At 68.1% G+C, this 12,835-nt stretch carries 13 protein-coding genes; 8 read left to right on the top strand and 5 right to left on the bottom strand.

Going from position 1 to position 12,835, the window contains the following annotated elements:
- A partial coding sequence (locus ASF43_RS17015; protein ID WP_156373369.1) for a helix-turn-helix domain-containing protein occupies positions 1-272 on the bottom strand: 272 nt, incomplete at its 3' end.
- A gap of 73 nt (positions 273-345) precedes the next feature.
- Here ASF43_RS17015 and ASF43_RS17010 point away from each other — a divergent pair.
- A complete protein-coding gene (locus tag ASF43_RS17010; protein ID WP_056183592.1) occupies positions 346-729 on the top strand; it encodes a nuclear transport factor 2 family protein in 384 nt (127 codons plus the stop codon).
- Positions 730-792: 63 nt separating this feature from the next.
- Here ASF43_RS17010 and ASF43_RS17005 read toward each other — a convergent pair whose 3' ends face one another.
- Positions 793-1,422: a response regulator transcription factor gene (locus tag ASF43_RS17005; protein WP_056183590.1), complete on the bottom strand. Its 630-nt coding sequence runs from the start codon at positions 1,420-1,422 to the stop codon at positions 793-795.
- Positions 1,419-2,534 carry an ATP-binding protein gene (locus ASF43_RS17000; RefSeq protein ID WP_056183588.1) on the bottom strand — a complete coding sequence of 372 codons (1,116 nt, stop codon included), beginning with the start codon at positions 2,532-2,534 and terminating at the stop codon, positions 1,419-1,421. The genes ASF43_RS17005 and ASF43_RS17000 overlap by 4 nt, the downstream gene beginning before the upstream one ends.
- 167 nt (positions 2,535-2,701) lie before the next feature.
- On the opposite strand from ASF43_RS17000, the gene ASF43_RS16995 reads away from it, so the two are divergent.
- The 7 genes from ASF43_RS16995 to ASF43_RS16965 are packed head-to-tail and all read left to right on the top strand — an operon-like array spanning position 2,702 to position 8,873.
- Positions 2,702-3,142: a hypothetical protein gene (locus tag ASF43_RS16995; RefSeq protein ID WP_056183587.1), complete on the top strand. Its 441-nt coding sequence runs from the start codon at positions 2,702-2,704 to the stop codon at positions 3,140-3,142.
- 44 nt (positions 3,143-3,186) lie between these two features.
- Entirely contained in the window at positions 3,187-3,549 is a 363-nt protein-coding gene (locus tag ASF43_RS16990; RefSeq protein WP_056183585.1) for a response regulator, read from the top strand.
- Between the two features lie 33 nt (positions 3,550-3,582).
- Positions 3,583-5,724 carry a chemotaxis protein CheW gene (locus ASF43_RS16985; protein ID WP_056183584.1) on the top strand — a complete coding sequence of 714 codons (2,142 nt, stop codon included), beginning with the start codon at positions 3,583-3,585 and terminating at the stop codon, positions 5,722-5,724.
- An 11-nt stretch (positions 5,725-5,735) separates the two neighbouring features.
- Entirely contained in the window at positions 5,736-6,218 is a 483-nt protein-coding gene (locus ASF43_RS16980; RefSeq protein WP_056183582.1) for a chemotaxis protein CheW, read from the top strand.
- A gap of 8 nt (positions 6,219-6,226) precedes the next feature.
- Entirely contained in the window at positions 6,227-7,084 is an 858-nt protein-coding gene (locus tag ASF43_RS16975; protein WP_056183596.1) for a CheR family methyltransferase, read from the top strand.
- A complete protein-coding gene (gene cheD, locus ASF43_RS16970) occupies positions 7,071-7,775 on the top strand; it encodes a chemoreceptor glutamine deamidase CheD (protein ID WP_082497925.1) in 705 nt (234 codons plus the stop codon). The genes ASF43_RS16975 and cheD overlap by 14 nt, the downstream gene beginning before the upstream one ends.
- A 3-nt stretch (positions 7,776-7,778) precedes the next feature.
- Complete coding sequence (locus ASF43_RS16965; protein WP_056183580.1) at positions 7,779-8,873, top strand: chemotaxis response regulator protein-glutamate methylesterase; 1,095 nt, start codon at positions 7,779-7,781, stop codon at positions 8,871-8,873.
- Positions 8,874-8,877: 4 nt separating this feature from the next.
- Here the strand turns inward: ASF43_RS16965 and ASF43_RS16960 are convergent, their stop codons facing one another.
- Both ASF43_RS16960 and ASF43_RS16955 read right to left on the bottom strand, forming a co-directional pair.
- Positions 8,878-10,428, bottom strand: coding sequence for a phosphatidylserine/phosphatidylglycerophosphate/cardiolipin synthase family protein (locus ASF43_RS16960; RefSeq protein WP_369803282.1), 1,551 nt, complete (start codon positions 10,426-10,428; stop codon positions 8,878-8,880).
- Between the two features lie 181 nt (positions 10,429-10,609).
- Positions 10,610-12,505: an ATP-binding cassette domain-containing protein gene (locus tag ASF43_RS16955; protein ID WP_056183577.1), complete on the bottom strand. Its 1,896-nt coding sequence runs from the start codon at positions 12,503-12,505 to the stop codon at positions 10,610-10,612.
- Between the last annotated feature and the right edge of the window lie 330 nt (positions 12,506-12,835).

Raw genomic sequence — 12,835 nt, 5'->3', positions numbered from 1 at the left:
CGCCACAACGGCGAGCTCGTGTCCGCTCCCAGCTTGCGACGCGTGGCAGCGCCGGCACGTCGATTGGCCTGCGAGCGCGCCTGCGCTACCCCTGCCTGGTAGTGGGCCGCCGGTGCCGTGGGCGTCGCCTTGCTACGGTTGATCTCGCGGTGGATGGWGGAGCGGCTGAAGCTCAGCTTGCRGGCGATGGCCGGACCGCTGAGCTTGGCTTGCAGCAAGGCCTGGATCGACATCCGATCAGCYGCTGTGACGTGCGAGTAGTGAGTTCCCATTTGGGCGGCACCTTACAGGTTGCGCCGTGTCGCACTTCAAACTTGAGGCCACCCTCCTTCTGAGCAACATCGCATGCACCACCCATCCTCCTCAGACACCCAACTGCTGCGCGCAGCCTACGCCGCCTTCAACGCCCGCGACATCGACGCCGCCCTGGCGCTGATGACGGCCGACGTGACCTGGCCACGCGCCTTCAAGGGCGGCTTCGTGCAGGGGCCTGACGCCATCCGCGCGTACTGGACGGAGCAGTGGGGCGAGGTCGACCCCCATGTCGAGCCGGTGGCCTTCCACACACAGGGCGCTTCGCAGACGCTGGTGGACGTGCACCAGGTCGTGCGCAGCCTGGATGGGGCGGTGCTGGCCGATGCGCAGGTCGGCCACCTGTTCACCGTGCGCGATGGGCTGATCCAGGGGATGGAGGTCTGCGCGCTGCCGGCATCCGGCGCTGCGGCCTGAACGCCAGCGCCAGCCATCGGGGCGGCTGGCCTTGTGGCAGGGCACATGCCCCACCCGCCCGCTTCAGACCAGCCCGTTGCGAATGGCGTAGACCGTCAGTTCGGCGTTGTTGCCCAGGTGCAGCTTCTCCAGCGCCCGCGTGCGGTAGACGCTGACGGTCTTGGGGCTCAGCATCAGCTCTTCGGCGATGTCGGACAGGCGCTTGCCGCTGGCGATCTTGACCACCGTCTGCAGCTCGCGCTCGGAGAGCGAGGCGTGCAGCACCTCCTGCGCGGGCTTGGACAGGCTGTCGACCAGCATCTGCGCGACCTCGGGCGTCACGTACTTGCGGCCTTGCATCACGGTGCGCACGGCGCGCACCATTTCCTCGGGGTCGCCGGCCTTGCTCAGGTAGCCCTGGGCGCCTGCGCGCAGGCAGCGGATGGCGTACTGGTCTTCGGGGAACATGGAGACGACCAGCACCTTGACCGGCGAGTCGGTCTCGGCCAGGGTGGTCAGCACTTCCATGCCGCCGCGGCCGGGCATGTTGAGGTCGAGCACCAGCACGTCGCAAGGGGTCTTGCGCAGCACTTCGCGCACCTCGGCGTAGCTGCCGGCCTCGCCCGTGACCTGGATGTCGACGGCCTCGGCCAGCGTGTCGCGGATGCCGCGGCGCACCACGGCATGGTCGTCGCAGACCACGACCTTGATCATGTGGGTTCTCCTTCCGCCAGGCGCTCGGTGGCCCCGGGTTGCAGCGGCACCGACAGGGTGATGGACGTGCCCTGGCCGGCGCGGCTGGAGACGTCCATCCAGCCGTCCACGGTCTTGGCGCGCTCATGCAGGCCGCGCAGGCCGAAGGCCTTGGGCTTGGCCAGCGCGTCGGCGTCCAGCCCGCGGCCGTTGTCGCTGACTTCCAGTGTGAGCACGCCTTCGGCATCGGACAGCTCGATCGTCACGCGGCTGCATTGGGCGTATTTGGAGATGTTGGTCAGTGCCTCCTGCGCCGTGCGGTAGGCCACGAGCGAGATCGTCTTGTCGGCCGCGATGCGCTCGCGGCAGGCACGGAACACGGTGGCCACGCCGGTGCGGCGCTCGAAGGCTTCGGCCAGCCACTGGATGGCGGCGACCAGGCCCTGGTCCAGGATGGGCGGGCGCAGGTTCATCATGATGCGCTGGCTGGCGCCGATGGCGTGCTGCAGCATCTCGCTGGCGGCCGTCACGTGGGCCTGCATGGCCGCGTCGGCGCTGTGGCGCGCGATCCAGGCCAGGTCGAAGCGGATGGCGGCGAGCGAGCCGCCGATGTCGTCGTGCACCTCGCGTGCGATGGCGGCGCGCTCCTGTTCGATGGAGGTCTGCAGGTGCTCGGCCAGCTCGGCCAGCTGGCGTTCGGAGCGGGCCAGGTCGGCGTCGGCGCGGGCCTTGGCCTGGCGCGCCTGCGAGACCTCGATGGCACGCTCGATCACGTGGCCCAGCTTGCCGATGTGGTCCTTGAGCACGTAGTCGGCAAAGCCCACGCGGATGGCCTCGACCGCGGCGGCCTCGCCGATGGCGCCCGACAGCAGCACGAAGGGCGGGCGCTGCGGCTGCTGCTGGAACAGCACCCACGCATCGAGCGCAGTGAAGCCGGCCAGGTGGTAGTCGGCCAGCACCACGTCGAAAGACTGGTCTGCGATGCGGGCGCGGAAATCGTCCAGCGTTTCGACGCGCTCCATGTCGAACGCCAGGCCGTGCTTGCGCAGCATGAGGGCGACCAGCTGGTGGTCGATCTCGGAATCCTCCAGGTGCAGGATGCGGATGGTCGGAGCGCTGATCTGAGAGTCCATGGGGCGGGCCAGCAAGCGCGCAGTGTAGCGGCGGGCCCGCCTGTCGCCCGGGCATGGCGCTCCGTCGTGAGGGCGCATGCATTTTTTCAAGCTGCGCTTAATTCGAACTAATATCGGGCCGATAACGTTCAGAAACGCGGCAGCTTCCCGGCCGCGATGGAGAGCACATGCAGGCAGAGCCCAACTCATTACCGGAACCGGCGGTGCATTTGCCGGTCGTGGTGGTGGCGGAGCTGCAGGACTCCCTGATGGTGGTCATGCACGACCTGCAGCGGCTGGATGGATTGCTCGCCCACACCATGGACAACCTGATGGAGCGTTTTGACACGGTGAGCAAGGCGCTGGCCGACCCGGAGCAGATGCAGGCGCTGGCCGCGATCCGTGCGAGCCTGCACGCGGCCGTCACCGAGCTGCAGTTCCAGGACATGGCCTCGCAGCTGATCACCCACACCACCAAGGTGCTGCAGGGCTGCGCGTACCGACTGGCCGCCGAGACCATGGGCAACGAGCCGGACGAGGAGGCTGCGCCTTTCGGCGCGCTGGCGTCCGAGCGCCCCAATCCTGTGACGCAGAGCGAGATGGACGCAGGCTCCATCGAGCTCTTTTGAAGCGCCCTGCCAACGCACCGAATCACCCGCCGGAGTTCTCCCCCATGCATTCGATCCTCGCCGTAGACGACTCGCCTTCGATGCGCAAGATGGTCGCTTTCACCCTGACGGGTGCCGGCTACAACGTGGTGGAGGCCGTGGACGGGGAGGACGCGCTGGAGAAGGCGCAGACCCATGCCATCGACCTGGTGCTGGCCGACCAGAACATGCCGAGGCTGGACGGCCTGGGCCTGACGCGCAGGCTGCGCGACGACCCGAAGTTCAAGACCATTCCGATCCTGATCCTGACCACGGAGTCCAGTGATCTCATGAAGCAGGCCGGCCGCTCGGCCGGCGCCACGGGCTGGCTGGTCAAGCCTTTCGACCCGACGCGCTTGATCGAGGTGATCCAGAAGGTCATCCGTTGAACGCCCTGGCCAACCACACCCACAGGAGACGCCATGGCTGAGCACCACCAGGAAACAGGCGGGGGGGGCGCGGACTTCGACCTGACCCAGTTCTACCAAATCTTCTTCGAGGAGGCCGGCGAGAACCTGGACCAGATGGAGCAGATGCTGGTCGACCTGGACCTGTCGCAGGCGGACGACGAGGCACTGAACGGCGTCTTTCGCTGCGCGCACTCGATCAAGGGCGGCGCGGCGACGTTCGGCTTTCGCGACGTGACCGAGCTCACGCACCACATGGAGTCGTTGCTGGACCGGCTGCGCCGCCACGAGATCCAGCCCGTGCCGCAGATGGTGGACGTGCTGCTGGAATCGGCCGACGCCTCGCGCGGCCTGCTGGCGCGGCACCAGAACGGCGACCAGGGCGCAGCGCCATCCACGGCCGACTTGGTGCGGCGCATCAGCGAACTGGCGGCAGGCAAGACGCCGGCGGCGGCGCCCACATCTGCGCCCGCGCCCGTGGCCGCACCAGTGCCTGCGCCCGCACCAGCGCCGGCACCGGCCGCGGCGCCGCTGCCCGAGGGCACGCGCGCGCTGCAGATCCGCATCGGGCCGCTGCCGCAGCCGGACGCGGCCGACGCGCTGCAGGACCTGTTCCGCGACATTCCCGGCCTGGGCACCATGGACCCGTTGCCCAGCGAGCAGACCGACTACCGCCTGTTCGCGGTGACCACCACCTCGTCGGATGCGGACCTGCTGGACCTGTTCGTGTTCCACGTGGCCAAGGAGCTGGTGGAGATCCGCGAGACCGCGGCGCCGGCCGAGGACCCGCTGGCGGTCGAGGAGGCCCGCGCCGCCGCGCTCGACCAGGCCGCCGCACAGGGCCGCACGGCCCAGGCCGTGAGCGACAGCGAGAGCTTCGGCTTCTTCGTCGACCTGCCGGCTGCACCGGCCCCGGCGCCGGTGGCCGGCGAGCGCCCGGCGGGGGTGGCTGCAGCGCCGGCGGAAGGCCGCGCGCCCAGCCAGTCGGCGCTGGAGGCGACCTCGATCCGCGTGGCGGTCAGCAAGGTCGACCAGATCATCAACCTGGTGGGCGAGCTGGTCATCACCCAGGCCATGCTGGCGCAGAACAGCCGTGGCCTGGAGCCGGCGCTGCACCAGCAGCTCTTCGCCGGCCTGGCGGACCTGGACCGCAACACGCGCGACCTGCAGGAATCGGTGATGTCGATCCGCATGATCCCGATGTCCTTCGTGTTCAACCGCTTCCCGCGCATGCTGCGCGACCTGGCGAACAAGCTGGGCAAGAAGGTGGACTTCGTGACCCAGGGCGAGGCCACCGAGCTGGACAAGGGCCTGGTCGAGAAGATCACCGACCCGCTCACGCACCTGGTGCGCAACAGCTGCGACCACGGCATCGAGATGCCGGCGGACCGCATCGCCGCCGGCAAGCCCGAGTACGGCACGATCACGCTGGCCGCGTCGCACCAGGGCGGCTCCATCGTGATCGAGGTGCGCGACGACGGCAGAGGCATGTCGCGCACGAGGATCCTGGCCAAGGCGCGCGAACGCGGGCTGCCGGTGCACGACGGCATGCCCGACAGCGAGGTCTGGCAGCTGATCTTCGCGCCGGGCTTCTCGACCGCCGAGGTGGTGACCGATGTGTCCGGCCGCGGCGTGGGCATGGACGTGGTCAAGCGCAATATCGCGGCGCTGGGCGGCACGGTGGACATCGACTCCGACGAGGGCCACGGCATGAAGGTGTCGGTGCGCCTGCCGCTGACGCTGGCCATCATGGACGGCATGTCGGTCCGCGTGGGCGACGAGGTCTACATCCTGCCGCTGTCGGCCGTGGTGGAGTCGTTCCAGGTGCAGGGCGATGCCGTCAGCACCGTGGCGCACGGCGCGCAGCTGGTCAAGGTGCGCGAGGAATACATGCCGGTGATCGAGCTGGAGCGGCTGTTCCAGGTGCCGCCGGCGCAGGACGGGCCCGGCATCGGCATCATGGTGGTGGTCGAGTCCGAAGGCAGCCGCGCGGCGCTGCTGGTCTCCGAGCTGTTGGGCCAGCACCAGGTGGTGGTGAAGAACCTGGAATCGAACTACCGCAAGGTGGCCAACGTGTCGGGCGCCACCATCCTGGGCGACGGCAAGGTGGCGCTGATCCTGGACATCGGCGCACTGGTGCGCCGCACGCGGCATTGAGGAGATCGACCATGGGAGCGACCGAGAAGATGGCCGATGCAGACGACGCCGTGGCGCGCGAGTACCTGACCTTCAAGCTGGGCGAGGAGGAATACGGCATCGACATCCTGAAGGTGCAGGAGATCCGCGGCTACGAGGTGCCCACGCGCATCGCGCACGCGCCGGCCTTTCTCAAGGGCGTGGTGAACCTGCGCGGCACCATCGTGCCCATCATCGACATGCGGTTGAAGTTCAACTGCGCGCAAGCCGAGTACAACGGCTTCACGGTGGTCATCATCCTGCACCTGCGCTCGCGCATCGTGGGCGTGGTCGTGGACTCGGTCAGCGACGTGCTGGAATTGCCGCCGCACAGCATCCGCCCGGCGCCGGACATCGACACCTCGGTGGACAACGCCTGCATCCTGGGCCTGGGTTCGGTCGGCGACCGCATGCTGATCCTGCTGGACATCGAGCGCCTGATGTCCGGCGTGGACATGGGGCTGGTGCCCGCGTGAGCCTGGCCATGCGCGAACCAGCCACGCTCGCCGCGAAGGACGCTGCGCCGCCGGCGCAGGCGCGCGAGTTCGGCTGGACCAACGCCGACTTCGCGCGCGTGCAGGCGCTGATCTACCAGCGCGCCGGCATCTCGCTGCACGACGGCAAGCATGCGATGGTCTACAGCCGCCTGTCGCGCCGGCTGCGGGACACGGGGCACAACAGCTTTCAGGACTACCTGGCCTGGCTGGAGCGCCAGGACGGCGAGGAATGGCAGGAGTTCGTCAACGCACTGACCACCAACCTGACCTCCTTCTTCCGCGAGCAACACCATTTCGGCGTGCTGGAGCAGCACCTGCGCACGCGGGCGCCAGAGGGCGGCTGGCGCATCTGGTGCAGCGCGGCGTCCACCGGCGAGGAGCCGTACTCCATCGTGGTCACGGCCATGGAGGTGCTGCGCTCGGCCACGGCGTTCCGGCTGTGGGCCAGCGACATCGATTCCAAGGTGCTGGCCTCGGCCGAGCGCGGCGTGTACCGGCTCGACGCGATGAAAGGCATGAGTGCCGAGCGGCTGCAGCGCTTCTTTCTGCGGGGCAAGGGTGCGAACACGGGCATGGTCCGTGTGCGGCCGGAGCTGCGTGCGGCAATCGAATTCCTGTCCGTCAACCTGATCCGCGACGACTGGCCGTTCCGCGAGCCGTTCGACATCGTGTTCTGCCGCAACGTGATGATCTACTTCGACGCGCCCACGCAGCGGCGCGTGCTGGAGCGCATCCACCGCGTCATGAAGCCTGGCGGCCTGCTGTTCGTGGGCCATGCAGAGAACTTCGGCGAGTCGCGTGACCTGTTCACGCTCAAGGGGAAGACCGTCTATGAGCGTCGCTGAGGCCGGCATGGCGGAAGAACGCCGCGGCGCGCCGCGCACGACCACGCCGGTGGTGCGCAGCGGGCCGGCGCAGGCCGTGTCGCTGCAGCAGCTCAAGAGCGTGGCGCGCAAGACCGGCGAGGCCTCTTTCTTCTATCTGGACCACCACTTCCAGTACAACGCCGTCAAGGTGCTGCCCGGCGAGTATTTCGTCTCCAGCGACGAAATCGTGATGATGACGGTGCTGGGCTCGTGCATCTCGGCCTGCCTGTGGGACACGCGCGCGCGCGTGGGTGGCATGAACCACTTCATGCTGCCCGAGGGCGGTGGCGACGAGGGCTTCGGCCGCTACGGCTCGTACGCGATGGAGCTGCTGATCAACGAGATGCTCAAGTGCGGTGCACGGCGCGAGTCGCTGCAGGCCAAGATCTTCGGTGGCGCGCAAGTGATGGCGAACTTCACGACCATGAACGTGGGCGAGCGCAACACCTCGTTCGTGATCGACTACCTGCAGACCGAGCGCATCCCGCTGCTGTCGCAGGACGTGCTGGACATCTACCCGCGCAAAGTGTGCTTCTTCCCGAGCAGCGGCAAGGCCATGGTCAAGCGCCTGGCCCATGCCCACCCCGAGCAGATCGTCGCCAGCGAGCAGAACGGCAACGCGGCCACGGTGGCCAGGTCGCGCGCCGGCGGCTCCGTGGACCTGTTCTAGACCATGCGCAAGAAGATCCGCGTCCTCGTGGTCGACGACTCGGCGCTGGTGCGCAGCCTGCTGACCGAGATCATCAACCGCCAGCCTGACATGACCTGCGTAGGCGCGGCCAATGACCCGCTGATCGCGCGCGAGATGATCCGGGAGCTCGACCCGGATGTGTTGACGCTGGACGTGGAGATGCCGCGCATGGACGGCATCGACTTCCTGGGCCGGCTGATGCGGCTGCGGCCCATGCCGGTGGTGATGGTGTCCACGCTGACGGCGCAGGGCGCCGAGGTTACGCTGCGCGCGCTGGAGCTGGGCGCCATCGATTTCGTGGCCAAGCCGCGCATCGGCCTGGCGTCGGGCCTGAAGGACCTGGGCGGCGAGATCGTGGAGAAGGTGCGCGTGGCGGCGGTGGCCAAGTTCCGGCGCACGCCGCAGGTGGCACCGGCCGGCGTGGCGGCTGGCGCTGCACCGGCCGTGCCCAGGGCGGCGGCGCCGCTCGGGCGCATCTCCACCGAGAAACTGATCTGCATTGGCGCATCGACTGGTGGCACGGAGGCGATTCGCGAGATCCTGGTCGCGATGCCGGCCGATGCGCCGGCCATCGTCATCACGCAGCACATGCCGCCGGGTTTCACGACCAGCTTCGCGGCGCGGCTGAACGGCCTGTGCCGCATCACCGTCAAGGAAGCCAGCGCCGGCGAGCGCATCCTGCCCGGCCATGCCTACATCGCGCCGGGCGGGCGCCAGTTCAGCATCGGCCGCAGCGGCGCGAACTACGTGGCCGCCGTGGACGACGCGCCGCCCGTGAACCGGCACAAGCCGTCGGTCGAGGTGCTGTTCCTGTCCGCGGCCGAGGCGGTGGGCCGCAATGCCTACGGGATCATGCTGACCGGCATGGGCAACGACGGCGCACGCGCGATGCGCGAGATGCGCGACAAGGGCAGCTACAACTACGCTCAGGACGAGAACAGCTGCGTGGTCTTCGGCATGCCCAAGGAAGCCATTGCGCATGGCGCGGTGGACGAGGTGCTGCCGCTCACGCAGATCGCACCCGCCTTGCTGGCCAAGCTGGGCAGCGCGACGGACCGGCTGCACCACCGCATCTGAGCCTTCACAGCATTTCGTCGGGCGCGAACGGGCCGATGAGTCGCAGCATCAACTGCAGGCCCTTGCCCGCGTCGGGTTCGCCAGGGCCGGTAGTCGACTGGCCGTCCGGCGCGTACCACACGAGCTGGCCATCCTTGAGCGCGACGTGGTAGGCGTCGTCGCGCAGCACCGGCGCGGCCAGTTCCAGCGCCTGGCGGGCCAGCGACCGGCTGCGGATCAGCAGCGCGACTTCGCTGTTCTGCAACTGCGAGCGCAGGTCCAGGTTCATGGAGCCGACGACGAGCAGGCTTTCGTCCAGAACCAGCGTCTTGGCATGCAGGCTGGCGCGTGAGGCCACGCCCGAGCCGGTGAGCGACGCAGGCTTGGCGGGGCTACTTTCCGAGCCTTGGCTGGCAACGCGGCGGACCGTGGAGCCGAAGGACATGGCGCTCGCACCGCCGTTGAATTCCGCACGCATCTCGTAGAGCTCGACGCCCATGTCGAGCAGGCGCTCGCGGTAACGCGCGTAGCCCACATGGGCCAGTGGCGCGTCGGTCGCGGCCAACGAATTGGTCAACACCCGCACGCGCACGCCCGATTCCCGCAACTTGGCGAAGACAGCCATCATCGCGTCGCCGGGCACGAAGTAGGGCGACACAATGAACAGGTCATGCTGCGTGCGCTCCATGAGCCGCAGCAGGCCGTCGACGACGGTGTCCTCGGTTCCGACGTCTTCTGCCGCGATCTTGTCGGCCTTGTCCACCAGCAGCAGCGACGGTGCCCAGGTCAGCCGGGCGGGGGAGAGGTCCAGCGGCGCGACGGCGATCTCGGCGGCCGGCTGCGCGGTGTGCGCGGCGTCCGGGTGCAGTGCGTCGGGGATGGTGACCGGCGCCGCGGATGTGGGCCGCAAGGCGTCGAGTTCGTCGGGCGACAGCAGCGACTGCACGGGATAGGCGAGCTCGTTGTTCCAGTAGGCATCGAAGCTGGCCGACATCTGGCGCACGATGCGGCCGGCGGCCAATACGTCGAGGTCGATGAAGTTGCTGTCCGTGCCCTGGCCGAAGTAGGCGTCGCCCAGGTTGCGCCCCCCGGTGATGCCGATCGCGTTGTCGGCGATGAACATCTTGTTGTGCATGCGCCGCTGTGCCTGTTCAAGATTGCCCAGCGAGCCGAGCAGGCGGCCCACCAGCGAGCGGCGAGATCCTGGCAAAGGGTTGAACAGGCGGATCTGGATGTTGGGCTCGAAGGCCAGCCGCAGGAACTGCGCATTGGCGCCCGTGGTGTTGAAGTCGTCGAGCAGGATGCGCACGCGCACGCCGCGTGCCGCCGCCTCGCGCAGCCGCAACACAAACTGGCCGGTGCTTTCGTCGACGAGGATCGCGTAGTACTGCAGATCCAGCGTCTTCTGCGCCGCATCGACCAGAGCCAGCCGGCTGGTGTAGGCAGCTTCCGTGCCGCCGAGCAGCCGGAACGCCGAGTCGTGGCGCGCGCCGATCGCAGAAGCGTGTTGCGCGATCTTCTGGCCCAGCGCTGTTTCCTGTGGATCCTGCAGCGCATGCGATACCGGGCGATACACGTCCGCGGGGAGGCTGGCACAGCCAGCGAGCCAGACGGCCACGAGGCAGGAGAACACGAGCCTCAGGCTTCGTGCAGCCAGGCCGCAGGGCCGCGGCGGATAGGGAAATCGCATGGCTGGCGAATCTACCGGCACGGCCGGCGTCGCGTCTGTAGGCCGAACCGCTGCCAGCGCGTGCGGCTCAGCCTGCTTTTTCCAGGGCCTCCCAGCGCTCCATCGCGCCCAGCAGTTCCTCGTCCAGCTCGCTGTGGCGTTGCGCCAGCTGTGCCGCGCGCACCCCGTCCGTGGCGTAGAGCGCGCCACCACCGAGCTCGACGGTGATGCGCTGCTGCTCGGCCTCGAGCGCGGCGATCTGGGACGGCAGGGTGTCCAGCTCGCGCTGCTCCTTGTAGCTGAGCTTGCGGCGCGGGGCGGCCGGCGCGGTGGGGGCTGCAACCGTCGGCTTCACGGGGGCGGCGGCGACGGGTGCGGGTGCAGCGCTGGGGGCCATCTCGCGCATACGCCGTGTCTGGGTCTGCCAGTCCTGCACCGAACCTTCATACTCGCGCCAGAAGCCGGGACGCGATGCCGTGGCCTCGTGCGCGATGATGCTCGTCACGACGTTGTCGACGAAGGTCCTGTCGTGGCTGACCAGGAACACCGTGCCCTCGTAGCTCTGCAGCAGTTCCTCCAGCAGGTCCAGCGTGTCGATGTCCAGATCGTTGGTCGGCTCGTCGAGCACCAGCACATTGGCCGGCCGCGCGAAGAGCCGCGCCAGCAGCAGGCGGTTGCGCTCACCCCCGGACAGCGAACGCACGGGCGATGTCGCGCGGGCCGGGGAAAACAGGAAGTCGCCGAGGTAGCTCTTGACGTGCTTGCGCTGTTTGCCGATCTCGATCCATTCGCTGCCGGGGCTGATGAAGTCTTCCAGCGTCGCGTCCAGGTCCAGCGCGTTGCGCATCTGGTCGAAGTAGGCGATCTCCAGGTTGCTGCCCTGGCGCACACGGCCGCCGTCGGGTTGGAGCTGGCCGAGGATCAACTTGAGCAGCGTGGTCTTGCCGGTGCCGTTGGCGCCGAGCAGCCCGATCTTGTCGCCGCGCAGGATGGTGGCGGAGAAGTTGTCGACGATCACGCGCTCGCCGAAGGACAGGCTCACCTCTGTGAGTTCGGCCACGATCTTGCCGCTGCTTTGGCCGGTCGCCACGTCCATGTTGACGCGGCCCAGGGCCTCGCGCCGCGCGCTACGTGCGGCTCGCAGGTTCTCCAGGCGGCCGATGCGGCTCTGGCTGCGCGTGCGCCTGGCCTCGACGCCTTTGCGCACCCAGATCTCCTCCTGTGCCAGCAACTTGTCGGCTTTGGCGCTGATCACGGCTTCCTGGGCAAGCTGTTCCTCCTTCTGCAGCAGATACTGCGCGAAATTACCGGGGTAGGAACGCAGCTGGCCGCGGTCCAGTTCGACGATGCGCGTGGCGACGCGGTCCAGGAAGCTGCGGTCGTGGGTGATGGTGACGATGCTGCCTTTGAAGTCGACCAGCAACTCTTCCAGCCATTCGATGGAGTCCAGGTCCAGATGGTTGGTGGGCTCGTCGAGTAACAGGATGTCGGGCCGCGTGACCAGGGCTTGCGCCAGCGCCACGCGCTTGCGCGTGCCGCCCGAGAGGGTGGCGATCTGGGCCGCAGGGTCGAGGTGGAGGCGCTGCAGCGTCTCGTCGACCCGCTGCTCCCAGTTCCAGGCGTCGAAGGTTTCGATCTCGGTCTGCAGCGCGTCCAGATCCGCGTCCTCGTCCCCGCGCAGATAGGCGTCACGCGCGGCAATGGCGTGCGCCAGGCCTGCGCTGGCCGAGGCAAACACCGTCGCGTCGGGGTCGAGCACGGGCTCCTGTGCCACAAAGGCGATGCGGATGCCCTGCTGCACATGCATGACGCCGTCGTCGGGCTTTTCCATGCCGGCGAGGATCTTGAGCAGCGAGGACTTCCCCGCGCCGTTGCGGCCAATGAGGCCAATGCGTTCCAGGCTTTCGACCGCCATCTGCGCGCGGTCGAGAAGGGCGACGTGTCCGAACGCCAGTTGCGCGTCGAGTAGTGTGATCAATGCCATGTAGGGGATTATCCGGGGGCGCCTGTGCGGCGCGGCATGGGACGTCGGCGATGGCTTTGTTGCCGGGTCGCGTCTGCGATGCCGTCCGCTGGTGCTGGCGGCGCCTAGTGCTCACGGAAGCAAGCCGGGTCGGTCTGCCGCCGTGTTGTTGGGACCACGTGCAAATTTTCTTGCCCGCCCTCTCCGAGTTGTTGTATAGTCGAGGGCTTCGCTCTTCACGGCGCTGTCTGCTTCGGAAGCTGGTTGCAAGAAAAGCGAAAAAGATTTGACGAAGCTAAAAATTTTGTGTCATAATCTAAGGCTGCGCTGATCACAGCGCACCGCAAAAAA

Source organism: Pseudorhodoferax sp. Leaf267, from assembly GCF_001422405.1.
Classification (GTDB): Bacteria; Pseudomonadota; Gammaproteobacteria; order Burkholderiales; family Burkholderiaceae_C; genus Pseudorhodoferax.
This window is presented reverse-complemented; position numbering and strand designations above follow the sequence as displayed.